Here is a 21,660-nt window from a genome sequence, read left to right as displayed (position 1 = left end):
AGGAGAACGGACGAGGACAGCGGCGGCGGGGTCCGGATACGATCGGTCCATGACGTACCCCCCGCAGGACCCCGGCGCGGTGCCCCCTGGTGCCCCGGACCCGTACGCCCAGGACGCCCAGGCCCCGGACCCTTACGCTCAGAACCCGTACGGCCAGTCGCAGCAGCCCGCGTCGCAGCCGCCCGCGGGGGGCTACGCGCCCGGGCAGGCCGGGCCGTCGTACGCGCCCCAGGTGCCGTCGCAGCAGACGACGCAGCTGCCGGGCGGGTACGACCCGAACGCGCAGTACTACCCGCAGCAGGGCTACGACCCGAACCAGCCGTACCACCCGTACCAGGGGTACGGGCCGCCGCCGGTGCAGGCGACGACGAAGGGCGGGGGCGGGACGGCCCTGCTGGTCATCGGGGTGGTGCTGCTGATGGCGCTGGGCGCGGTCGGCGGGTACTTCTGGCTCGGCGGCGGGGACGAGGACGAGGGCGACCTCGCGGGCGGGCAGGACCCGACGACGTCGCAGGAGAGCGCGCCGGACGACGGCGGGGAGTCGGGCGACGAGGAGGGCACGGACGAGGAGGCCCCCGGGCCGTCGGGGACGGGCCTGACGGTGGCGTCGATCGGGGCGGTCACGCCGCTCCCGGCGAGCGGCGACTGGGCGCCGTACTACGGGCCGGGCGTGGCGTACGAGCCGATGACCGACTCGGAGGCGTACGTCATCCAGCACACGGACGTGTGGATCTCGTTCCTCGGGACGGGCCTGTTCTCGGGGGCGGTCGCGCAGTACGACCCGGCGGACCTGGAGGCGTCGGCGGCGAACGCCGCGGAGGTGTGGCTGGACGGGGCGTTCTCGACGGTCGTCGGGTACGAGATGAGCGAGATCGTGTACCAGGACGTGGAGGTCGACGGGAAGGCCGGCGTGCTGGCGACGTGGAAGAACTCGTGGACGTCGACGGACGCGAGCACCGACACGTTCGAGGACACGGCGATCCTGGTGGTGGACGTGGACGGCGTGAACGGGTTCCTGGGGATCGCGTCGATCGCCCAGTCGGGCACCGATTCCTACCAGGCGTCGGTGGACGCGCTGCTCGCCACGGACTTCGACGCCGAGACCGCTTAAGCGGCAAGAACTCTCAGTGAGGGGCTCCGCCTTCGGGCGGGGCCCTTCACGCGTCCGGGCGGGCCCCGTTCCCGGCGAGGCGGGCGCGGACGCGGGCGAGTTCGAGGACGGTCCCGAATTCGAGGTAGACCGCTTCGGCGGCCCGCCAGTCGGCGCGGGCGGCGGCGGCCGCGCCCGCGGCCATGCGGGCGACGCCCGCGAGCTCCTGCGCGTACGCGGCGGCGGGGAGGTTCCCGCCCTCGGTGAGGGCCCGGCCCGCGGCGTCGTACTCGGCGAGGGCCTCGTCGTGGCGGCCCTGGAGGTGGTCGAGGTACCCGAAGCCGAGGTGGGCGTTGCCGACGCCGATGGGCGACCCGGCCTCCGCGGCGACGGCCATGAGCTCCTCGAAGCGGCGACGGGCCTCGTCGTGGCGGCCGAGCGCGGCCGCGTGCCAGCCGGTCCCGGCGTGCGCCCGGTACGCCCAGAACCGGTCCCCCGCGGCGGTGAACGCGTCGGCGGCGGCCTGGCAGCCCGCGAGCGCGGCGGCGTCGTCGCCGGTCCGCGCGGCGAGGACGGCCCGGCCGTACGCGGTGAACCCGGCGGCCCACGGGTCGTCGGCGGCGAGGGCCTCGGCGCGGCCGATGCTGCGGGCGGCGGCGGGCGCGTCGCCCGCGAGGGCCGCGGCGGCCCCGAGGTAGCCGTGGGCGACGACCTGGCCGAGGACGTCGCCGCGGCGTTCGGCGGCGGCGAGCGCGGCGGTCTGGGCGGCGTGGAGGTCGGCGCCGAGCGCGCGCATGATCATGTACTCGGCGAGGCACCGGGCCAGGCCCTGCACGTCCGCATCGGTTGCGGCGGAGGGGCGCAGGGCCAGGTCGAGGAGGACGGGGTACTCGGTCTCGAACCAGGCGAGGGCCCTGCGGGGCCCGGGGACGGGCTCGGGCAGGACGCCCTCGGGGGCCGGGTCGAGCGGGACGCGGTCGCCGGAGAGGAGCAGGAGCCGGTCGGCGGCGCGCGCTGAGTGCAGGTAGTAGGCGACGAGGCGGCGTTCGGCGGCGGTGCGCCGCTCGGGCGCGACCTCCTCTGCCAGGCGCTCTTTCGCGTAGGCGCGCAGCAGGTCGTGCATGGCGTACCGGTCCTCGCTGGGCTGCTCGACGAGGTGGACGTCGGCGAGTTCTTCAAGGGCCGCTTCGGCTTCGGCCGCTGGGGTGCCCATGAGGCTGGCCATGGCGGCGGGGGTGGCCTCGGCGCCGGGGTGGAGGCCGAAGAGGCGGAACGCCTGGGCGGCACGGGAGCCGAGCTCCTGGTAGGAGCAGGCGAACACCGAGCGCGGGTCGGAGGCCGGGTCGGTGTCGGTGAGGATCTTGAACACGTTCGTGGTCTGGTCGAGCCGGTCGGCGAGGGACGCGATGGAGAACCGGGGGTGGCGGGCGGCCCACGCGCCGATGAGCGTGAGCGCCAGCGGGAGGCGCCCGCACGCGGTGACGATGCGCCGCACCGGGGCCTCTTCGGCCATGGCGCGGGTGAGGCCGATGCGCCGCACCAGCAGCGCCCACGCGTCCGATTCGGACATGAGGTTGAGGCCCACGGTGTCGGCGCCGTCGGCGGCGTCGAGCCCGGAGAGCCGGTCGCGGGAGGTCACGAGCGTGAAGCTGCCCGGGGCGGAGGGGAGGAGGGGCCGGACCTGGGCGGCGTCGCGGGCGTTGTCGAGGACGACGAGGACGCGGCGGCGCGCGAGCACGGTCCGGTACAGGCCCTCCCGCTCCGAGAGCCCGGCCGGGACCTGCTGGGCCGGGACTCCGAGGGCCGCAAGGGCTTCGGCGAGGACCGCGGCGGGGTCGGCGCCGTCGCTGAGGGGGTCGAACCCGCGGAGGTTGAAGTACAGCTGCCCGTCGGGGAACCGGTGGGCGACGCGGTGGGCCCAGCGGATCGCGAGCGCGGTCTTGCCGACGCCGCCCATCCCGGCGACGACCGCGAGGCCCGCCTCCCCGTCGGCCGCTTCGAGGGCGTCGTCCAGGGCGCGGATCTCGTCGTCGCGGCCGGTGAACCGGGTGATCGCGCGCGGGAGGGTCGCGGGGACGAGGCGGGGCGCCTCGACGCGCACGTGCCTGCCGGCGGGCTCGTCGCGCAGGATCGCCGCGTTCAGGTCGACCAGTTCCCGGTCGGGGTCGGCGCCGAGCCTGTCGAGCAGGCGGTCCTTCAGGGCCGCGAACGCTTCGAGCGCTTCGGCGGTGCGGCCGGACTCGTGGAGGGCGCGCATGAGGAGCGCGGTGAACCGCTGGCGGGTGTCGTGGGCGGCGACGATCTGCCGCAGCTCGTCCACGACGTCGGCGGCGCGGCCCAGCTCCAGGTCGAGTTCGAGGCGCCGCTCCAGGAGGTTCGGGCGGTGCTCGTCGTAGCGGCGGCGGATCGCCTCCACGGCGGTCCCGGAGAGGTCGGCGAGCGCGGGCCCGCGCCACTCGGCGAGGGCCTCGCGGAGCGCGGCGGCGGCCTCGGCGGGGCGGCCCTCGGCGCGGAGGTTCCGGGCCAGGTTCTCGTTCGCCTTGCAGCGCAGCAGGTCGAGTTCCTCGGGCGCGATGCGGAACCGGTAGGCGCGGCGGCCGACGGTCTCGATGCGGTCGCGGGCGGCCCCGAGTTCGCGGCGCAGCACGCCGACGGCGTTCTGGATCTGCGTCTCGGGGTCCTTGGGGAGGTCCGGGCCGTAGACGGCGCGGATCAGGTGCTCCAGGGGGACGACGGCGTTCGCGTCGTCGAGGAGGATCGCGAGGATCGTCGCGGTCTTCCCGCGGGGGACGGCGGTCTCGCCGCCGTCGACGCGGACCTCCAGGGGCCCGAGCAGGCGCACGTCGAGGGTGGGCATGTCTCCGCTTCCGCTGGGCGCCGGGGGGATGTCCAGTGTCCCACAGCGGGCCGGTGCCGTCGGGTCTGCTGCCGGAGGGCGACGTCGACGCTCCCGGTCGCGAAGGCCCCGTCGGTGCCGGTCGCGGCGGCGGTGACCGTGGCCGGCGTGTCCTCGCCGGTGGAGACGCGAACCGCAGCAACCGGTCCGGGCCTGTCGGGTATCCGACAGCCGGTCGGACCGGTCGGGCGGTGCTGTCAGGGGGTGCTGTCAGGCGAGGCGGACGGGGAACAGCGCGGTGGACTCGACGACGCGGTCGCGTTCGGCGGTGAGGGCGGTCCGGCGGGGGTCGGCCATGTACGCGTCGAGGTTGTCCTGCAACGGGAACCGGTAGGTGTGGACCTCGTGGGGCTGCCCGTCGGCGCCGTCGCCGACCGCGCGGGAGACGAGCTGACCGCCGTGCTCGGGGACGAGCGCGAGGACCTGGTCCTCGTAGGCGTGGAGGTCGGCTTCGAGGCCGGGGCGGGCGCGCAGGAGGCAGCACAGCTCGATGGGTTCGCTCATGCGGCCCATCATGGCACCGGCCGGGCCGGGCGGCGCCCGAGTTTCCCGCTCAGCGGTCGGCGAGGTCGGCGGCCCGCCGCTCCCAGGCGCGGTCGCCCGCCTCCCGGAACCCGGTCTTGGCGCGGCGGGCCGCTGCCGGGTCGTCCCGGAGGAGGGCGTCCAGGTACGCGGTGAACGCGCCCGGCCAGGCCCCGCCTGCTCGTGCGGCGAGGTCCGCGGCGCGGTCGGCGCACGCCCTGGCGGCGTCCCGGTGGCCGTGCCGGTGGTGGCCGATCGCCATGTAGCCCAGGCAGGTGAGGCGTTCGAGGGCGTCGCCGCGGCGCTCTGCGGCGGTGAGCGCGAGCGACTGGGCCTCCAGCAGGTCCCCCTCGGCGGCGTCGACGGCGCGTTCGGCGAGGACGCGGCCGAGCTGCCACACCCGCAGGTCCGCCTGGAACCCGGCGCGGGTGCGCAGGAGCCCGTGGAGGACCCGGTGCTCGGCCTCGAACCAGCCCGGCCCGGGGTCCTCGGCGTGGACGCCGGGCGCGGGGCGGCCGGGGTCGAAGACTCGTCGCCCCGCAAGGAGGGCTGCGTGCAGGTAGTGCTCCAGCATCCGCAGTGCGGCGGCGCGGCGGGCGGTGTCGGGGACCTCGTCCTCGAAGCACTCGGCGGCGTAGGCGCGCAGCAGGTCGTGGATGGAGTAGCGGCCGCCGGGAAGGGGCTCGACCAGGTTGATCTCGGCGAGCGCTTCGAGGGCGGCGAGGGCGTCGGCGAGGGGCGCGCCCATGAGGCTCGCCATGGCCGCGGGCGTCAGGTCCGGGCCGGGGTGGAGTCCGAAGAGCCGGAACGCGAACGCGTCCCGCTCATCGAGCAGCTGGTAGGAGCAGTCGAAGACGGTGCGCGGATCGGAGGCGAAGTCGGTGGAGACGAGCACGTTGAGGACGTTCGCGGCGCCCGCGAGCCGGTCGGCGAGCTCGCCGAGCGCCAGGTGCGGGTCGGCGGCCGCCCACGAGCCGACGAGGGTGAGCGCCAGCGGGAGCCGTCCGCACGCGGCCGCGATGCGCGCCACCGCGTCCCGGTGGGCGGCGGCCCGCTCGGGGCCGATGCGCCGGGCGAGCAGCGCCTCCGACTCGGCCTCCGGCATCGGTCCCAAGTGGACGACCTCGGCGCCCTCGCTCATGTCGAGGCCCACGAGCCGGTCGCGGCTCGTCACGATCGTGAAGCTCCCCGGGGCCGTGAGGAGCAGCGGGCGCACGTGGGCGGCGTCGCGGGCGTTGTCGAGGAGCACGAGGACGCGCCGCTGCGCGAGGATCGTCCGGTACAGGCCCGCCCGTTCGTCCAGCCCGGCCGGGACGGGGCCCGCGCCGAGGGCCGCGAGCGCCTCCCCGAGGACGTCCTCCGGGGTCGCGCCGGGCGCCGCGGGGTCGAAGCCGCGCAGGTTGAAGTACAGCTGCCCGTCGGGGAACCGGTGGGCGACGCGGTGCGCCCACCGGACGGCCAGCGCGGTCTTCCCGATGCCGCCCATGCCCGTGACGGCGGCGAGCCCGGCTTCGGCGCCCGCGTCCATGAGGAACCGGTCCAGGGCCCGGATCTCGGTCTCGCGGCCCGTGAACCGCGGGGTCGCGCGCGGGAGCATCGCGGGGACCGCGGACGCGGCGGGCGGCGGGGGCTCCGGTTCGGCGGGCCGGTCGCGGAGGATCGCCGTGTGGAGGGCGACGAGCTCCCGGTCGGGGTCGGCGCCGAGCGCGTCGGCGAGCCGCTCCTTCAGGGCCGCATACGCTTCGAGCGCCTCGGCGGTGCGGCCGGAGGCGTGGAGGGCGCGCATGAGGAGCGCGACGAGGCGCTGGCGCGTGTCGTGGGCGGCGATGATCTGCCGCAGCTCCTCGACCGCGCCCGCGGCCCGCCCGGTGTCGATGTCGGCGTCGATGCGCTGTTCGAGGAGGGTGAGCCGGTACTCGTCCAGGCGGCGGCCGATCGCCCCCGCGGCCCGGCCGGGGAGGTCTGCGAGCGCGGGCCCGCGCCACTCGTCCAGGGCCTCGCGCAGGACCGCGGCGGCCTTCTCGGCCTGCCCCTCGCGGCGCAGCCCCCGGGCCTCGCTCTCCTTCGCCTTGCACCGCAGCGTGTCCAGTTCCGCCTCGGTGATGCGGAACCGGTAGGCGCGGCCGACGGTCTCGATGCGGCCGCGGGCGGCGCCGAGCTGGCGGCGCAGCACCCCGACGGTGTTCTGCACCTGCGTCTCGGGGTCCAGCGGCAGGTCGTCGCCGTAGACGGCGGCCACGAGGCCGCTGATGGGGACGGCCCGGCCCGCCTCGTCGAGGAGAAGCGCGAGGATCGTCGTGGCGTTGCCCCGCGGGACCGCGACCTGCCCGCCGTCCACGCGGACCTCCAGGGGTCCGAGCAGGCGCACGTCGAGGGCCATACCGTCGCTTTCCTCACCGCGGGTTGGGACCTCAGTGTCCCACAGGCGTGCGCGGGGCGCGTGGGATGACGAAGCGAGGACCGATCCGTGAGGCGCGGGTGGAGGCTTCCGTTGAGCCCGACGAGCCGAGGAGGGGCCGCCATGGAGCGCATCGCCGTACCCGACGACTACGAGGACCGCCTCACCGCGGCCCGGGCCGCGCTGGCGCGGCTTCCCGAAGGGCCGCTTCGGGACACCGCGGCGCGGGTCCTGGACGGCGCCCCGCCGCGCGACACGGTCGGCGCGGCCTCGGACGCGGCCGACCGGGCCGCGGCCCTCGCGGCGCAGCTGATGAGCTCCGGTTTCGACGGGACGGACGCGGGCCGGGTGGTGTGGCTGCGCCTGGACTACACGGGGCGGCTCGGGTCGCTCGCGTTGAGCCCCACCGTGGACCGCATGAGCAACCGGGCGGTGGCGAAGGCCGTCGAGGCGGCCTGGGACGCGGCGGAGGCGGCCCGCGCCGAGCACGTGATGCGGGCCGAGCGAGTCGGCGCGGACCTGCTCGCGCGGTGCGCGCCGGACCCGCGCTCGGCGGAGCTGCGGGAGTGGATCGCGCGCTCCCCGGAGCGGTTCTCCGGCAGTGTCTCGGAGGACGACGTGTGCGACGCGGAGGTGAGCCTGGGCGGGCGCCTGACGGCGTTCCGGTTCCTGGTCCCCAACGCCACCATCGACATCGAGTACGAGCAGCTCGGCGCGGAGGTGTCGGGCGCGATCGGCCTGGCGCAGCGCCGGGCCGCGGACCGCCTCGCGGCGGTGGTCGCCTCGGGCGGCCGGTGAGACGCCCCCGGGCATGTAGTGGGTACGGCCCGGGGTGCCGGACGGCCCGCCGCCGACAGGGAGGATCTCCTGTGGACGGCGGGCCGTACGTCTTTGCGGGTGTTCAGCCTTGCGGGTGCGGCCTTGCGGGTGTTCAGTTTCGGCCCGGGCCGAGCTCCGGCGGCGGGAACCCGGGCAGGAGGATCGGGGGCGGGTCCTGGAGGAGCGAGGGGAACGCGTCGTCCTCGGCGACCGCGGCCTGCTCCTCCTGGTAGTCGACGTACGGGTTGTCCTCGGCGGTGCCGATCCCCCACACGTCCTCGTCGGGGTCCTCGGTCAGGAACGACTCCCGCTCGAACTCGTCGTCGGGGTTCGCGGTGCCGCGCGCGCCCGGGGCGCCGACCATGCCGCCGAGGCCGCGGCTCCCCGCGCCGGTCCCGGGTCCGCCCGCGGCGTTCGCGGGCGCGCCGACGATGCCCCCGACCGGGCTCGCGGACCCGCCGGTCGGCACGGTCCCGGCGTCGGGCGAGCCGATCCCGCCGACACCGCCACCGCCGAGTCCCCCGCCGCTCCCCGCGAGGCCGCCCGAGGGCGGCTCGGAGCCGTCGAGTTCGGCAGGGTCCCAGTCGCTGTCGAGGCCGGGGACGTCGGGGGCCTCGTAGTCGACGGGGTCGGGCGAGGTGTAGTCGGGGACCTCGGGCTCGTTCGGCTCGACGGTCCCCGGCTGGTCCGGGTCGGCCGGGTCGGTCCGGTCCTGCTCCTTCGGCTCCTCCTCCTGCTTGTCCTCTTCGGACTTCTCGTCCTCGCCATCCTCGTCGTCCGGGTCGTCCTGCTTCTTGTCGCCGTCCTTCTTCTGGTCCTCGTCGGCGTCGGGATCGTCGTCGGTGGTCTTCTGCTTCGGGTCCTGGTCGATCCGGCCGGTGGTGTCCTGGTCGTCCTCGCCGTCGCGGCCGGTCCGGTCGTCCTCGGCGACGACGGGCGGGCAGATCGTCGGATCGGTCGGGCCTCCCTTGTCCTCCAGGGGCTCGAACCGGTCGGCGGCGGCCGTCAGGCCCGCGCCCGTGGCGGCGTCGGCGGCGGTGAGCAGCGACAGGCCCAGCTGCAACTGCACGGTCCCCTCGTCGGCGCGGGCCTGGAACAGCGCCTGGAGCATCGGCCCGAACGGCCCGGCGGCGGCGATGGCCGCCCAGTGGACGGCTCCAAGCTCCACCCGCGGCTCGGTCTGCACGTTGAAGCCCGCGCCGCGGTACGACCCGTCGAGCCTCCGCAGCCGCTCCACCATGGACTCCATTGCGGCGCCGCCGGAGTCGAGCATCTCCGCGGCCTCGCCGACCTGCGAGACCACCTGCTCGACGTGGTCGTCCACGACCACCGCGTCGTCGTTGAACGCCGTGTTCGCCTTGTCCTGCCACCCGGCGTTGATCTCCACCACCGTCGAGTCGTACTCGGCCCGGTGCTCGGTCAGATCCGTTCCAGCCGAAGCCATCTGGGACGCGTAGGCGACGAACGCGGCCGGGTTCGCGGCCAGCGCCTCCTCGTACGTGGGCATCGCGGTCCCCTCCTAGTCCCGCTTCGCGCGGGGCACGGACCGCCCGATGGAGCGGAACCTCCCGCCGGCCTCGCCGTCGGCGCCGTCCATGTCGTCGGCGCTGCCGGTGACCTGCTCGCCCTGCCAGGCGACGCGCCGCTCCACGCCCTCGGTGACCTCGCCGAGCGCGGCCCGCCAGCGCACGCCCGCGTCCCCGGTGAGGAACCCGGCGTTCCCGGTCGCGGCGGCCTCGGCGGGCGCCTCCACCCGGTCGGACGCCTTGCGCGCCCCGGGGGCGACGGCCCGCAGGTCCGCGCCGCCGCCGCGCACCCGATCGACTTCCATGTACACGTCCATGCCGGTCCTCCTCGCACTGGCGGCGCCGGGTCCGGCGCCCTCCCCTGCAATGTGCCCGCCGCCGTCACGGACCGGTCCCGAGGCGGCCGGTCCGAAGTCGTGACGTTTCCATGACGCGCGGGTCTTCCATTGGGGCACCACCAGGAGCGACCAGGGAGGTGCGGCATGACGGACGGCGGACTCATCGAGGGCTCGGCGCCCGCGGGCGACTCGGGCGCCGAGTACACGACCGTGCTCGACGCCGGCACCGCGGACACCGGCGGGACGGCGCTCGTCTACGGCGCGGAAGCCGATGCGGCCGTGGCGTACGCGGACGACACCGCGGAGTACGACGCGTACTCCGAGGACTTCGGGTACGACGACACCGCGTTCTACACCGAGCCGACCGCGAGCTCCGAGATCGCGTTCGGCGACACCGGGACCGGGGGCCGGACCGGCTGCACGGCGGGCGCCTGCCCGCACCCGATGGAGCACCCCGCCGAGGCGGACTGGGAGCGGCTCGTGTCCGCGGTCCCCGTCGAGGGGCAGCTCGGGCGGTTCAAGCCGCGCTGCGAAGGCATGTCCTACCCGACGGAGGACGACTTCCGGTCCGCGGTCGCCGCCGTGCGGCCCCTCGAACCCGACTCGTTCTCGTTGCAGCGGTTGCGGACCGGCTGGAACGAGGAGGTCGCCGCGGTCCTCGCCGACTGGCCGGGCCTGATGCGCTCGCACCTCGCCGCGCTCGCGGCGGGCTGGGCGGGGGCCGACTTCGACGCGTTCAACGAGCAGGCCGACCAGGCGAAGGCGCTTGTGCAGGGCGTGCTCGACGACATCGAGGACACCGCGGCGGAAATGAAGAACCGCGAGGAGGCCCTGTACGTGCTCCAGGGCGGCGACTCCGGCGAGATCCCTTACCCCGCACCGCTGGTGGGTGCGGACGGCGAGTGGACGAGCCTGGTCGCGATCCATGTGCGGCCCGCGTGGTGGCACGGGGACTGCATTCAGATGGGCTGCGAGGAGGCCGAGGACGCGCTGCGGCTGGGCGGCGCGGACCCGGCGCTGGCGGCGGAGGTGCGGGCGTTCGTCGAGGAGCGCGCTGGGGCCGTCGTTGACGGTGCGGTGCTCTCGGACGCGCGGTTGCAGGCGGGCGAGGAGGCGCGGACGGCGTTCGGGGCGCGGATCGACGCGGAGGCCGCCGGGTACGCGGAGCGGCATGCGGCGATCGACGGCGCGATCGGCGAGAAGCTGGGCGGGCAGAGCGAGCAGCTCGCGGCGATGCGCGCGACGGGCGCGGACCGGCCGTACCCGGACAGCGCCGATGCCTCCTATATGGATCTTTCCTCGCCGGTGATGGAGCAGCCTGCGGCGCCGGTGGCGCCGCAGGCGACCCAGGACCCGAGCCCGGTGCCGCCGAGCGGCGACGGGACGGTGCGGGCCGATGACGAGACCGCTACGGCGCCTTCGGAGTCGGTCGCCAACGGCGCGGTCACCGGCGGTCTGGCGAGCGGTGGCAGCGGCGGGTTTGGGGGTTTCGGCGGTGCTCCGGGCGGCGGTGGCGTCGTCCCGGGCGGCGCTGCGACTGTCACGGGCGGCGCGGGTTTCACGGGGACGGCGCCGGGCGTGTTCGGGCCGGGTGCGACGACGGGGCCTGCGGCTGCGGGCTCGGGTTCCGGGCCGGGCGTGAGCGCGGCGCGGACCTCGGTGGCGGGCGGGCAGGCGACGGCCGACGCGCGCAAGAAGGGCGAGAAGTCCGAGGAGGACGAGGAGCCGGAGGACGACGACCTCCTGTTCCGCGAGACCGGCAACGTCTGGGGCTATGTGCGGCCCGGCGACGACCCGTACAGCTAGGAGGCGAGATGGCGCAGGAGCGCGTGTTCGACGCGGAGGCGGTCGAGGAGTACCGGCGGTTCCTGCTCGGGCTGCTGGATCAGCTTGAGGGGCAGGTGGTCCCGGTGCTGGCGACGGGGACGCTGAGCCGGGCCCCGGCGTTCGGGACGGCGCCGGGCGCGGCCGACGGCGCGGCGGTGCAGTACGCGGAGTTCCATGCGGCGACGTGGCGGAACCTCCAGTACCTGCGCGGGACGCTGCACGGCATGGAGGCGGCGCTCGCGGCCGCGGCGGGCGCGGGGGCGGACGCCGAGGACGACGCGGCGGCGGCCTTCACGGTCATCGAGTCCGACGCGGCGGAGTCGACGGTCCTGACTGCTGACGACTCGGCGTACGGGACCGCGACGGTCGCGGACGGCTCCACGACGACCGCGGAGATGCCGTTCTCCCAGGTGGCGACCGCCGAGGGGGTCGCGCCGGATTCATGAGGGCATGTCGCAATCGCCTTTGACCATCCACGAGCCCCCACCCACCCAGAGGGGACCGAAATCGTCGCCGGGCTCGATCCTGCCAATGGGGTCCGACAGGAAAAGGGCCGAAATCGGCCCGGGTGACCAGAGTTCACCCGAACGAGTGCGGCGATGCGAGCGCCGGTCCGATCCAAAGCCGGGCCGGCGCTTCCCCGCGCTCGCCGAAGCGAAGCCCGGCGAAGCGGAGGGCGCTCGCGCGTTGCGCGAGCGCCCTCCGCTTCGCTCGCCGTCCCGGGCGGGCCTGCGGCCCGCCGGGGCCGGGGCCGCCATCGCCGCCGGGATGACCGATCGGTGACCGATCGGTGGCCGGGGCGCGCACCCTCGGGGGATCAGCGCGACGAGGAGGCTGCAATGGACCGGATCGACATCCCCGAGGACTACGAGGACCGCGTGGAGGCCGCCCGCAGGGCCGCCGCCCGCCTCCCGGCCGGGCCGGTGCGCGAGGGGGTCGACCGGGCGCTCGAAGCCGCGCCCGGGCGCGAGCGCTATGAGCAGGCCGCGGACCTCGCCGAGCGGGCGCAGGCGCTCACCGAGGAGCTCGCGACCCGCGCGTTCGACGGCACCGACCCCGGCCGCTTCGCGTGGGTCCGCCTCGACTACCTGGGCCGCCTCCTCGCGATCGCGTTGAGCCCCACCGTGGACCGCCTCTCGAACCGCGCCGCCGCCGACGCCGTCGAGGCCGCGTGGGACGGCGCCGAGCAGTCCCGTTCCGAGCACGTGCTCAACCTCGAACGCGCCCACCCCGACCTGCTCGCCGGGCGCCTCCCCGACCGCAAGGGCGACGAGCTGCGCGACCGCATCGCCGCCCGCGCCGCCAACCGGTTCGAGCACACCACCGACGACGACCTGTGCTCCGCCGAGACCGACATCGAGGGCCGCCTCCGCGGCTTCAAGTTCCTCGTCCCCAACGCCACCATCGACACCGAGTGCGAGGAGCTCTCCGCCCGCGCCACCGCCACCGTCCAAGCGGCGCAGGCGAAAGCGCACGAAGCCCTCGCCGCCGTCCTGGCGCGATGACCGACGAGAGCGGGGTCGAGGACGCCGCCAGCGAGGCCCCGATCGTGCCCACCACCGGGAAGGTCGGCGTCACCGTCGCGCTGTTCCTGTTCGTGCTCTACCTGACGAACCAGGGCTTCGCCGACTTCGCCAGCGAGATCCTCCACGAGGACCTCGACGCGGTCCCCGTCCGCGGCATCTGCGTCCAGCCGCAGTACGACGAGAACGGCGACGCCTGGTACGTCCAGGTCCCCTGCTGGTCCGCGGCGTCGAAGGCCGAGATCGTCGAGGTGTACACGACCGCGCCCGGGACCGACGAGTACGGCTGGAACTCCTGCGACTACCTGGGCGGCACGACGATCTGGTTCGACAACGGCGTCGCCATCTGCACCGTCCCCCACTAGGCGTGACCGGCGCACCCGGGCCCGCCCGAGGCGCCCCGATCCCCCGCCCCCCGCCAAACCCCGGCCACGCGAGAAGGCCCGGTCCCCCTGCCGGGACCGGGCCTTCGCCGACGACTCCTACTCGTACATGTCGTCGGCGGCTTTCCCGATGCCCCAGACGTCCTCGTCGGGGTCCTCGATCAGGTTCGACTCGCGCGCGTTCTCGTCCTCAGAGCGCCCGCCGCCGCCACCGCGGCCGCCGCCCATCATGCCGCCCGCACCGGAACCGGCACCTGCCGCCAAGGCCGCGCCGCCCCCGGCGCCCATCGCCCCCATGGGGACCGACGACCCGGCCGCGACGCCCGCGCCGCCCGTCGAGAGACCGCCGCCCGGGAGGCCGCCCGCGCCGCCGCCGAGGCCGCCGCCTCCGGCGAGGCCGCCGGAGAAGTCCTCGGGGTCGGCGAGTTCAGAAGCGTCCCAGGGGTTGTCCAGGTCGGGGGTCTCGGGCTGCGCGAGGTCCTCCATGCCGGAGGGGGTCTCCGGGGTGGTCGGCTGCTCCGCACTCGGGTCGCCCGCCTGGTCCTCCTCGCCGGGCTCCTCCTGCTCCTCCTCGGTCTGCTCTTCCTCCTCTTCCTTCTCCTCCTCGGACTCCTCCTCCGACCCCTCGGAGGAGTCGTCGCCGCCGTCGGAGTGGTCCTCGGCCATCTTGTTCATGCTGTCGTCGTCCCCGGCGGACGTCTTGTCGTCCAAGGGCTTCAGCAGGTCCGCCGCCGCCGACAGGGCCGCGCCCGCGGTCGCGTCGGCGGCGTTGACGAGGGTCGTGAGGGTCTGGAGGCCGAGGGTCCCGGCGAGGGCCTGGGCCTGGAGGGCGGCCTCGATGAGGCCGCCGAAGGGGCCGGCCATCGCGATCGCGGTCCGCTGCGCCGCACCGAGGGTCACCAGCGGCGCGGGCTGCACGTCGAAGCCGACGGCCTTCAGCGCCGCGTCGGCGACCCGCAGGAGCGTGCACTCGGTGAGCATCTGCGACCCGGCCGCTGCGAGGCTCCCTGCGGCCGTGGTGATCTCGCCGACGACCTGCGTCAGGTGGGCGGCGACGGTCCCGGCCTCGCCGTTGAAGGCGTCGTTGGCGGTGTCGCGCCAGTTCTGGTTGATGCCGGCGACCTTCTCGCCGTACTCGGCCTGCTGGGTCGCGAGGTCGCTCGCGGCGGCGGTCATCTCGGCGGCGTACGCGACGAACTCCGAGGGCTCGGCCGCGAGGGCGTCCTGGTAAGTGGGCATGGCGTGCTCCTATCGCGTTGCGCCGGTGGGGATCTGGTTCTGGATGGCGGCGAACCGGTTCCCGGTCGCCACGTCGTTCGCCTCCGCGTCGTCGGCGCTGCCGACGACCTGGTCGCCCTGCCACGTGAGGCGCCGCTCCACCGCGGAGGCCACGGTCTGGAGCGAGGTCTGCCACCGGCGGCCCGCGTCGCCGGTCGCGAAGCCGCGGTTGCGGTCCGCGGCCGACGCCGCCGGACGCTCCACCCGCCTGGGCGCGGCCTGGCTGTTCGGAGCCAGCGCGCGCAGGCCGGTGCCGCCCGTTCGCACGCCTTCGACGTCCATGTGCACGGTCATGGGTTCCTCCTTCGAGTCCCGCTCCCGGACGGGCGCCCGGCGGCGTTCCCTGCACTCTCGCGCGGGAGGCCACCGATCGGTCACCGCGCGGCCCGGGCGGGGCGATGACGGATGTGTGACCGGCCGGTCTTCCATGGGCCGCAGGGATCCGACGAGCCCGGGTCCGCCAGAGGAGGTGCGCTGCGATGACCGACGACCTGTCCGCGACCGGCGAGGGGACCGCCTGGTCGGTCGAGCTGCCGTCATTCGAGTTCACGATCGCGTTCGGGGGCACGGCCTCCGGGGACGGGGGGCGGTCGGGCTGCACGGCGGGGGACTGCCCGCACCCGGTGGCGCACCCGGCGGAGGAGGACTGGGTGCAGCTCGCGTCGGCGGTCCCGGTGGAGGGCCAGTCGGGCCGGCTGAAGCCGCGCTGCGAGGGCATGGCGTACCCGACGGAGGCCGATTTCCGGGCGGCGGTGAACGCGGTGCGGCCCCAGGATGCGGACGCGTTCTCGTTGCAGCGCCTCAGGAACGGCTGGACAGGGGAGGTCGGGGAGCGGGTCGCGTCGTGGCCGGAGCGGATGCGCTCGAAGCTCGCGGCGCTCGCGGAGGGCTGGGCGGGGGACGACTTCGACGCGCTGGCCGAGCAGGCCGATGCGGCGCGGGCGCTCGTGGAGGGCGTGCTCGACGACGTGGAGGCGACGGCGGCGGAGCTGGAGCGGCGCGAGTCGGCGATCTACACGCTCCAGGGCGGCGATTCGGGCGAGATCCCGTACCCGGCGCCGCTGGTGGGCGTGGAGGGCGAGTGGTCGGAGTTGGCTTCGCTGCACGTCAGGCCCGCGTGGTGGCAGGGCGACTGCATCCAGATGACGTGCGAGGAGGCCGAGCGGGCCCTGGAGCTGGCGGGGGCGGACGCGGGGCTGGCGACGGAGGTGCGGGAGTTCATCGAGGAGCGGGTGGGCGAGGGCCTGTCGGGCCTGGGTGCGCTGGTGGCGGACGTGCGGTCGGCCGCGGGCCTGGAGGCGAAGGAGGTCTTCGGGGAGCGGGTGGCGGCGGAGTTCGCGGCGTACGGGGAGCGGCAGGCGGCGATCGACGAGTCGATCGCGGCGAAGCGGGACGGGCAGAGCGAGGAGCTGGCGGCGGTGCAGGCCACGGGCTCGGACCGGCCGTTCCCGAGCACGGCCGACACGTCCTCTATGGATCTCGCGGCGCCGGAGGCGGAGCAGCCTTCGGTGCCGGTGGCGCCGCAGGCGGTGGAGGACCCGAGCCCGGTGCCGCCGGGCGGCGACGGGTCGGTGCGGGAGGAGGAGACCCCTTGGGAGCCGGCCGATGACGACGAGCAGGTGTCGGGCGGTCTCGCGAGCGGGACGGGGGGCGGCGGCGGGTTCGGGCCCGGCGGCGCGCAGGGGTCGGGCTTCGGGGGCCGGGGCGCGGCCGTCGCGGTCGCGGGCGGGCCGGGCGGGGCGCCGCAGGGGCTGTTCGGCCCGGCGGTCGCGCCGACGCCGACGACGGCGGCCGCGGCGAGCGCCGCGAAGGGCGGGGGCCTGTTCGGGCCCGCCGGGCCGCAAGCCGCAGCCGCGAAGGACGCCGACCGCAAGGGCAAGGGCGACAAGGACAGGGACTGCGACGGTGAGGACGCCGCCGAGGAGGAGCCTCCGCAGCTGTCGCGGCGCGAGACCGGGAACGTGTGGGGCTACATCAGGCCCAATGAGGACCCCTACAACTGAGCACCACTGCGAGACAGGGAGAAGGACATGGGCGAGCGGGTGTACGACCCGGCGGCGGTCGAGGAGTACCGGCTGTTCCTGCTGGAGCTGATCGGAGAGTTGGAGGCCGAGGTGGTCCCGGTGCTGTCGGAGGGGACGCTGAGCCGGGCGCCCGCGTTCGGGACCGCGCCGGGCGCGTCCGACGCCGCCGCCCGCTACCTGGAGTCCCATGCGGCCCTGTGGCGGAACCTCCAGTACCTGCGGGGGACGCTGCACGGCATGGAGTCGGCGCTCGCCGGGTCCGAGGGCGGCGACCCGGGGTTCTACGTGTCGTTCACCGTGTGAGGGAACGGAAGACGGCTCGCGCCGTGCACCCGGGAGCGGGTGCGCGGCGCGAGCCGTCTCGGCGGGCTAGAACGCGCCGTCTAGAAGGCCCCGTCAGGGAGGTCCATCGGGACCAGGTCCGCGGCCTCCACGATCTTGCGGTCGGCGGTGATCCGCGGGAGCACCTCGTGGGAGAAGAACTTCGCGGCCGCGACCTTGCCGCGGTAGAAGTCGTCGTCCGCGCCGCCGTCCAGCTTGGACTGGGCGACCTCGGCCTGGCGCAGCAGGAGCCAGCCGACCATGAGGTCGCCGACGGCCAGCAGCAGGCGCCGCGAGTGCAGCCCGGCCTTGTACAGCTCGCGGGGCTCGTCGCCCATCGCGGCCATGAGCGCGGGCTGGAGCGCCTCGATGATGCCCTGCACGTCGCCGAGGGCGCGCAGCACGCGGCCGCGGACCTCCTCCAGCTCCGCGTGGCCGTCCTGGGTGGACTCCATGATCTCGCCGGCGACGGCCATGAGCGACTCGCCGTTGTCCTTGATGATCTTGCGGAACAGGAAGTCGAGGCTCTGGATGGCGGTGGTGCCCTCGTAGAGCGTGTCGATCTTCGCGTCGCGCACGTACTGCTCCAGCGGGTAGTCCTGGAGGTACCCGGAGCCGCCGAAGGTCTGGAGCGACTCGGAGGACAGCAGGTCGTACGCGCGCTCGGAGCCGCAGCCCTTGACGAGCGGCAGGAGCAGGTCGTTGATCCTCTTCGCGGTCTCGGCCGCGTCCTCGTCGCCGTCGGCCTCCGCGAGGACGGCCTTGTCCTGCCAGGAGGCGGTGTACGCGACGAGCGCGCGCAGGCCCTCGGCGTAGGACTTCTGGAGCAGGAGCGAGCGGCGCACGTCGGGGTGGCGGATGATCGGCACGCGCGGCGCGGTCTTGTCGGTCGACTGGAGCAGGTCGGCGCCCTGGATGCGGCTCTTGGCGTAGTCGAGCGCGTTCAGGTAGCCGGTGGAGAGCGTGGCGATGGCCTTGGTGCCCACCATCATCCGCGCGTACTCGATGATGAGGAACATCTGGCGGATGCCCTCGTGCTTGTCGCCGAGGAGCCAGCCCTTCGCGGGGGCCTTGTCGCCGAAGGTGAGCTCGGCGGTCGCCGAGACCTTCAGGCCCATCTTGTGCTCGATGTTGGTGACGTTCACGCCGTTGCGCTCGCCGAGCTCGCCGGTGGCGGGGTCGAACAGGTACTTCGGCACGATGAACAGGCTCAGGCCCTTGGTGCCGGGGCCGCCCGCGCCCTCTTCGCCGACCGGGCGGGCGAGCACGTAGTGGATGATGTTCTCGGTCATGTCCTGGTCGCCCGAGGTGATGAACCGCTTGACGCCTTCGAGGTGCCAGGACCCGTCGGGCTGCTTGAACGCCTTGGTCAGGCCCGCGCCGACGTCCGAGCCCGCGTCGGGCTCGGTGAGGACCATCGTCGCGCCCCAGCCCTTCTCCACGAACAGCTTCGCCCACTCCTGCTGCTCAGGCGTCCCCTCGCGGTACGCGGAGTGCGCGAACGAGGAGCCGGCGGCGTACATCCACAGGGCCGGGTTGGAGCCGAGCACGAGTTCGGCCAGGGACCACCAGAGCATGCGCGGGGCGGACGTGCCGCCGAGGACCTCGGGCAGGTCGAGGCGCCAGTACTCGGCGTCGATGAACGCGCGGTACGACTTCTTGAACGCCTCGGGGAGCGTCACCGAGTGGTTCGCGGCGTCGAACACGGGCGGGTTGCGGTCGCCCTCGACGTAGCTGGAGGCCAGCTCGTTCTCGGCGAGGCGGGCCAGCTCCGCCAGGATCTCTCGGGCGGTGGCCTCGTCCAGGTCGGGATAGGCCTGGTGGTCGAGGATCTTGTCCGCTCCGAAGACCTCGAAGAGATTGAACTCCAGGTCTCGGAGGTTGTGGCGGAAGTGCGTCATTGCGGGTCCTCCATTACTCGGTGGTAACCCCCATCATATTACCCGCCAGTAATCTCTACAAGGATCCCGAGGTCCGCCGCAGCTCCGCCCGCGTGTCGCAGTCGGAAACCCGACACCCGACACGCGCTCGCGTCGTTCGATCGGGTGATCGTGGAGGTCTCCGCGCACGTGCCGTAACCGGCGCACTCGTGCCTCGTTGAACCGTGCATCAGACCGCCTGTGCGACACCGCGCAGAGGCCGGATCCGCCGCCGAGGACCGACCCGCCCGCACCGCCGCGCCGCACCACCGGGAGCACCCCATGATCCGCACCGTCGCCACCCAGATCGCCGCCCGCGTCGGGCCCTCCTACGTCGGGCGCCACCGCCGCGCCCGGCCCGTCCTGCACCGCGTCCTGGGCCTCGTCAACGCCGCCCCCGAGACCGCCCCCCTCGAAGAGGCCGTCCGATGAGCCGCCGACTCCCCGTGCGCCTCACCAAGAGGCGCCGCAAGCGCGCCAGGCTCACGGCCCTGCGGCGCTGCCGGATCGGAGGGGGTGCGTGAGGGTCCCGGGCGAGTCGGTATCCGAGTCCGTTCGTTCGCTCGCAAGGCGGAGGTGCCTCCCGATACCGGGGTTGTATCGGGAGGTGCCGACAACGCAGCGAGCGGGCGAACGGGCCGGATAACGGCCGTCTGGGACCCTCACGCACCCCCTAGTCCGACTCCGGGCGGTAGTCCAGGAGCAGGAGCGCGATGTCGTCGGTCAGCGGACCGCCGACCCAGCGCCGCAGCGCCGTCTCCAGCGACGCCAGCCCGTCGCCGGTGTTCCCGTGCCCGATGAGGCTCCACGCGCGCTCGCGGATCGGGAAGAACTCGCCGTCCTTGCGCGCCTCCGCCAGGCCGTCCGTGTACAGCAGGATCCGGTCCCCCGGCTGGAGCCGCACCGACAGCTCCTGCGCCGACGGGCCCAGCCCCAGAGGCGGCGCCATCGACTCCGGCTCCAGGTAGGTCGCCACCCCGTCGCGCACCAGCATCGGCGGCGGATGCCCGCAGTTGAGGATCTCCAGCGTCCCGCCCCGCTCCTGGAGCAGGATCGCCGTCACGAAGTCCTCGTCGCCGCCGTTGCGCGCCACCGCGTGGTCCAGGTCGTTGACCATGCACCGCTGGTCCGGCCGCTCGAACGCCACGTGCCGGAACGAGCCCAGCACCGTCGACGACAGCCGCACCGCGTCCAGGCCCTTGCCCCGCACGTCCCCGATGACGATCCGCACCCCGTACTCGGTGTCGAGGGCCTCGTACAGGTCCCCGCCGATCTCCGCGCCCGTCCGGGCCGACACGTACCGGGCCGCGATGTCGAAGGGCCCCATGCGCTCCCCTATGGGCCGCAGGATCGCCTGCTGCACCACCGACGCGAGCTGCGTCAGGCGCCGCAGCCGCTCGTCGTCGCGCTCGCGCACGACCGCGACCGCCGCGGCGATCACCACCGCCACGGCCACCACCAGGAAGTCCACGCCGTGCTTGGAGACCGCCGCGAACGAGAAGTCCCGCAGCGTCCACAGGTACCCGAAGGCCGCCGCCATGCTCGCGGCCCCGACCCCGGCGACCCAGCGCCACGGCAGGAACGCCGACGCCGCCAGCGGCGGCAGCGCCAGCCACGACACCGCGTGCGAGTCCCCGCGGGCGGTCAGGCGCAGCCCGACCAGGACGACCACCACCGCGAACGCGGCCGTGAACGCCGACCGCACGGACGGCGCCGCCCAGCCCTTCCACAGGTCCCCCCGGGACGGGGCCGGACTGCGGCGCTGCGTAGTGCGCATGTGGATGCGTGCCTCCTTCCCACCGGAATCGCGGGCGAGTCCCGCACGTTCGAGGCTCCGCATCGGGGCCCCCGGATCAGGGCACGGCAGGACCCTCGGCCCGGGACCGGGCCGGAGGGGACGCCGCGCCCTCGCACCGGCAGGGGGTGTCGTCAGCACCGGCCCCGGCCGGCGGCGGTGGGAAGCCCGGAGCGCCGGACCCGTTTCGACCATCGCCGATGTGAAGATCGTAATGGTCGGCGCGGCGCTACCGGGCGTGGAGGACGCCGCCGCTTCCGAGAGCGCGAAGTCTGTGCGTTCGGATGGACGAAACCGACGAACGGGCCTTCGCGACTCATCCGTTCGGACAGTGCTTCGGGGCCCTGAACTGGGACGCTGCCTCCAGTGCGGCCGATCACGGCGGGCGCCCGCGGCGATTCGGAAGGGCCGTCGCAAACGTGACGAAAAGCGCTGGCACGGTGACCGCGCGTTGTGCGAATCTAGGGTCCGTGACGTTCACGATCGCGAGAACCCCCTACTCCAGCCCCGCCGCGCGCCTCCTGTGCGACGAAGTCCAGGCCGAGTACGTCGTGCGCTACGGCTCCGGCGACATGACCGAGATGACCGACGCCGACTTCGAGGCGCCGAACGGCGACTTCCTCGTCGTGTACGACGAGTCCGGCGATCCCGTCGGCTGCGGCGGCTGGCGCGCCCACGGCCCCGACGCCGAGATGAAGCGCGTCTACGTGCGCGAGAGCGCCCGCCGCCAGGGGCTCGCGAAGCGGATCGTGGCCGCCGTCGAGGAGTCCGCCGCGGCCGCGGGCCGCAAGCGCCTGATCCTGGAGACCGGCCCCCGCCAGCCCGAGGCCGTCGCGATGTACGCCCTGCTCGGGTACGCCCCGGTCGACGCGTTCGGGTACTACAGCGCCGAAGACGGCTCGATCCACCTGGGCAAGGAGCTCGCGACCGACCTTCCACATTAATTCACTGAATTGCCATCAGAAACGGCACGCAACCACCAAAGCCGCTGATGGCGCCTT

Annotated in this window: 19 protein-coding genes; 10 read left to right on the top strand and 9 right to left on the bottom strand. The window is 74.6% G+C overall.

The features are described 5' to 3' along the window. The first annotated feature begins 49 nt into the window (after positions 1-49). Positions 50-1,111 (top strand): hypothetical protein, encoded by a 1,062-nt coding sequence (locus AB0A65_RS11725; RefSeq protein ID WP_359950243.1) that lies wholly within the window; start codon positions 50-52, stop codon positions 1,109-1,111. A 46-nt stretch (positions 1,112-1,157) separates the two neighbouring features. On the opposite strand, the gene AB0A65_RS11720 is transcribed toward AB0A65_RS11725, so the two are convergent. The 3 genes from AB0A65_RS11720 to AB0A65_RS11710 all read right to left on the bottom strand — a co-directional run bounded on the left by AB0A65_RS11720 (position 1,158) and on the right by AB0A65_RS11710 (position 6,888). Further along, positions 1,158-3,947 (bottom strand): BTAD domain-containing putative transcriptional regulator, encoded by a 2,790-nt coding sequence (locus AB0A65_RS11720; protein ID WP_359950240.1) that lies wholly within the window; start codon positions 3,945-3,947, stop codon positions 1,158-1,160. A 249-nt stretch (positions 3,948-4,196) separates the two neighbouring features. Then, the gene (locus AB0A65_RS11715; RefSeq protein ID WP_359950237.1) at positions 4,197-4,490 is read right to left on the bottom strand and encodes a hypothetical protein; all 294 of its coding nucleotides are present in this window, start codon (positions 4,488-4,490) and stop codon (positions 4,197-4,199) included. 49 nt (positions 4,491-4,539) lie between these two features. Further along, complete coding sequence (locus AB0A65_RS11710) at positions 4,540-6,888, bottom strand: BTAD domain-containing putative transcriptional regulator (protein WP_359950234.1); 2,349 nt, start codon at positions 6,886-6,888, stop codon at positions 4,540-4,542. 141 nt (positions 6,889-7,029) lie between these two features. Here AB0A65_RS11710 and AB0A65_RS11705 point away from each other — a divergent pair, with 141 nt between their 5' ends. Continuing rightward, entirely contained in the window at positions 7,030-7,704 is a 675-nt protein-coding gene (locus AB0A65_RS11705) for a hypothetical protein (RefSeq protein ID WP_359950231.1), read from the top strand. 133 nt (positions 7,705-7,837) lie between these two features. Here AB0A65_RS11705 and AB0A65_RS11700 read toward each other — a convergent pair whose 3' ends face one another. Further along, entirely contained in the window at positions 7,838-9,232 is a 1,395-nt protein-coding gene (locus tag AB0A65_RS11700; protein WP_359950228.1) for a hypothetical protein, read from the bottom strand. A 12-nt stretch (positions 9,233-9,244) separates the two neighbouring features. Next, positions 9,245-9,568 carry a hypothetical protein gene (locus AB0A65_RS11695; RefSeq protein ID WP_359950225.1) on the bottom strand — a complete coding sequence of 108 codons (324 nt, stop codon included), beginning with the start codon at positions 9,566-9,568 and terminating at the stop codon, positions 9,245-9,247. Positions 9,569-9,733: 165 nt separating this feature from the next. On the opposite strand from AB0A65_RS11695, the gene AB0A65_RS11690 reads away from it, so the two are divergent. From AB0A65_RS11690 to AB0A65_RS11675, 4 genes are all read left to right on the top strand, one after another. Next, positions 9,734-11,395, top strand: coding sequence for a hypothetical protein (locus tag AB0A65_RS11690; RefSeq protein ID WP_359950222.1), 1,662 nt, complete (start codon positions 9,734-9,736; stop codon positions 11,393-11,395). 8 nt (positions 11,396-11,403) lie between these two features. Then, on the top strand, positions 11,404-11,862 hold the full coding sequence (locus tag AB0A65_RS11685; RefSeq protein WP_359950220.1) for a hypothetical protein: 459 nt from the start codon (positions 11,404-11,406) through the stop codon (positions 11,860-11,862). Positions 11,863-12,255: 393 nt separating this feature from the next. After that, positions 12,256-12,921 carry a hypothetical protein gene (locus AB0A65_RS11680; protein ID WP_359950217.1) on the top strand — a complete coding sequence of 222 codons (666 nt, stop codon included), beginning with the start codon at positions 12,256-12,258 and terminating at the stop codon, positions 12,919-12,921. Further along, the gene (locus AB0A65_RS11675) at positions 12,918-13,304 is read left to right on the top strand and encodes a hypothetical protein (RefSeq protein ID WP_359950214.1); all 387 of its coding nucleotides are present in this window, start codon (positions 12,918-12,920) and stop codon (positions 13,302-13,304) included. The genes AB0A65_RS11680 and AB0A65_RS11675 overlap by 4 nt, the downstream gene beginning before the upstream one ends. A 117-nt stretch (positions 13,305-13,421) precedes the next feature. Here the strand turns inward: AB0A65_RS11675 and AB0A65_RS11670 are convergent, their stop codons facing one another. Beyond that, the gene (locus AB0A65_RS11670; protein WP_359950211.1) at positions 13,422-14,561 is read right to left on the bottom strand and encodes a hypothetical protein; all 1,140 of its coding nucleotides are present in this window, start codon (positions 14,559-14,561) and stop codon (positions 13,422-13,424) included. A gap of 9 nt (positions 14,562-14,570) precedes the next feature. Then, the gene (locus AB0A65_RS11665) at positions 14,571-14,894 is read right to left on the bottom strand and encodes a hypothetical protein (RefSeq protein WP_359950208.1); all 324 of its coding nucleotides are present in this window, start codon (positions 14,892-14,894) and stop codon (positions 14,571-14,573) included. Positions 14,895-15,079: 185 nt separating this feature from the next. Between AB0A65_RS11665 and AB0A65_RS11660 the strand changes: the two genes are divergently transcribed. Both AB0A65_RS11660 and AB0A65_RS11655 read left to right on the top strand, forming a co-directional pair. Further along, the gene (locus tag AB0A65_RS11660; protein WP_359950205.1) at positions 15,080-16,603 is read left to right on the top strand and encodes a hypothetical protein; all 1,524 of its coding nucleotides are present in this window, start codon (positions 15,080-15,082) and stop codon (positions 16,601-16,603) included. A 27-nt stretch (positions 16,604-16,630) separates the two neighbouring features. Next, on the top strand, positions 16,631-16,927 hold the full coding sequence (locus AB0A65_RS11655) for a hypothetical protein (RefSeq protein WP_359950203.1): 297 nt from the start codon (positions 16,631-16,633) through the stop codon (positions 16,925-16,927). Between the two features lie 80 nt (positions 16,928-17,007). Here the strand turns inward: AB0A65_RS11655 and AB0A65_RS11650 are convergent, their stop codons facing one another. Then, on the bottom strand, positions 17,008-18,846 hold the full coding sequence (locus AB0A65_RS11650) for an acyl-CoA dehydrogenase (protein WP_359950200.1): 1,839 nt from the start codon (positions 18,844-18,846) through the stop codon (positions 17,008-17,010). A gap of 219 nt (positions 18,847-19,065) precedes the next feature. Between AB0A65_RS11650 and AB0A65_RS11645 the strand changes: the two genes are divergently transcribed. Further along, positions 19,066-19,296, top strand: coding sequence for a hypothetical protein (locus tag AB0A65_RS11645; protein WP_359950197.1), 231 nt, complete (start codon positions 19,066-19,068; stop codon positions 19,294-19,296). 241 nt (positions 19,297-19,537) lie between these two features. Here AB0A65_RS11645 and AB0A65_RS11640 read toward each other — a convergent pair whose 3' ends face one another. After that, complete coding sequence (locus AB0A65_RS11640) at positions 19,538-20,641, bottom strand: PP2C family protein-serine/threonine phosphatase (protein ID WP_359950194.1); 1,104 nt, start codon at positions 20,639-20,641, stop codon at positions 19,538-19,540. A 488-nt stretch (positions 20,642-21,129) separates the two neighbouring features. On the opposite strand from AB0A65_RS11640, the gene AB0A65_RS11635 reads away from it, so the two are divergent. Beyond that, on the top strand, positions 21,130-21,603 hold the full coding sequence (locus AB0A65_RS11635) for a GNAT family N-acetyltransferase (RefSeq protein ID WP_359950191.1): 474 nt from the start codon (positions 21,130-21,132) through the stop codon (positions 21,601-21,603). Positions 21,604-21,660 lie beyond the last annotated feature (57 nt).

It is taken from the genome of Glycomyces sp. NPDC047010 (genome assembly GCF_040644205.1).
GTDB lineage: Bacteria > Actinomycetota > Actinomycetes > Mycobacteriales > Micromonosporaceae > Glycomyces.
Note: the sequence above shows the minus strand (reverse complement) of the source record. Positions and strands in the feature narration are given on the sequence as shown.

What these genes read in the sequence shown, in the direction of transcription:
- AB0A65_RS11705 (WP_359950231.1), top strand. Translation starts at nt 7,030, where the DNA reads ATGGAGCGCATCGCCGTACCCGACGACTACGAGGACCGCCTCACCGCG.
- AB0A65_RS11670 (WP_359950211.1), bottom strand. Translation starts at nt 14,561, where the DNA reads ATGCCCACTTACCAGGACGCCCTCGCGGCCGAGCCCTCGGAGTTCGTC.
- AB0A65_RS11680 (WP_359950217.1), top strand. Translation starts at nt 12,256, where the DNA reads ATGGACCGGATCGACATCCCCGAGGACTACGAGGACCGCGTGGAGGCC.
- AB0A65_RS11715 (WP_359950237.1), bottom strand. Translation starts at nt 4,490, where the DNA reads ATGAGCGAACCCATCGAGCTGTGCTGCCTCCTGCGCGCCCGCCCCGGC.
- AB0A65_RS11690 (WP_359950222.1), top strand. Translation starts at nt 9,734, where the DNA reads ATGACGGACGGCGGACTCATCGAGGGCTCGGCGCCCGCGGGCGACTCG.
- AB0A65_RS11720 (WP_359950240.1), bottom strand. Translation starts at nt 3,947, where the DNA reads ATGCCCACCCTCGACGTGCGCCTGCTCGGGCCCCTGGAGGTCCGCGTC.
- AB0A65_RS11710 (WP_359950234.1), bottom strand. Translation starts at nt 6,888, where the DNA reads ATGGCCCTCGACGTGCGCCTGCTCGGACCCCTGGAGGTCCGCGTGGAC.
- AB0A65_RS11640 (WP_359950194.1), bottom strand. Translation starts at nt 20,641, where the DNA reads ATGCGCACTACGCAGCGCCGCAGTCCGGCCCCGTCCCGGGGGGACCTG.
- AB0A65_RS11700 (WP_359950228.1), bottom strand. Translation starts at nt 9,232, where the DNA reads ATGCCCACGTACGAGGAGGCGCTGGCCGCGAACCCGGCCGCGTTCGTC.
- AB0A65_RS11675 (WP_359950214.1), top strand. Translation starts at nt 12,918, where the DNA reads ATGACCGACGAGAGCGGGGTCGAGGACGCCGCCAGCGAGGCCCCGATC.
- AB0A65_RS11660 (WP_359950205.1), top strand. Translation starts at nt 15,080, where the DNA reads ATGACCGACGACCTGTCCGCGACCGGCGAGGGGACCGCCTGGTCGGTC.
- AB0A65_RS11725 (WP_359950243.1), top strand. Translation starts at nt 50, where the DNA reads ATGACGTACCCCCCGCAGGACCCCGGCGCGGTGCCCCCTGGTGCCCCG.
- AB0A65_RS11655 (WP_359950203.1), top strand. Translation starts at nt 16,631, where the DNA reads ATGGGCGAGCGGGTGTACGACCCGGCGGCGGTCGAGGAGTACCGGCTG.
- AB0A65_RS11650 (WP_359950200.1), bottom strand. Translation starts at nt 18,846, where the DNA reads ATGACGCACTTCCGCCACAACCTCCGAGACCTGGAGTTCAATCTCTTC.
- AB0A65_RS11695 (WP_359950225.1), bottom strand. Translation starts at nt 9,568, where the DNA reads ATGGACGTGTACATGGAAGTCGATCGGGTGCGCGGCGGCGGCGCGGAC.
- AB0A65_RS11685 (WP_359950220.1), top strand. Translation starts at nt 11,404, where the DNA reads ATGGCGCAGGAGCGCGTGTTCGACGCGGAGGCGGTCGAGGAGTACCGG.
- AB0A65_RS11665 (WP_359950208.1), bottom strand. Translation starts at nt 14,894, where the DNA reads ATGACCGTGCACATGGACGTCGAAGGCGTGCGAACGGGCGGCACCGGC.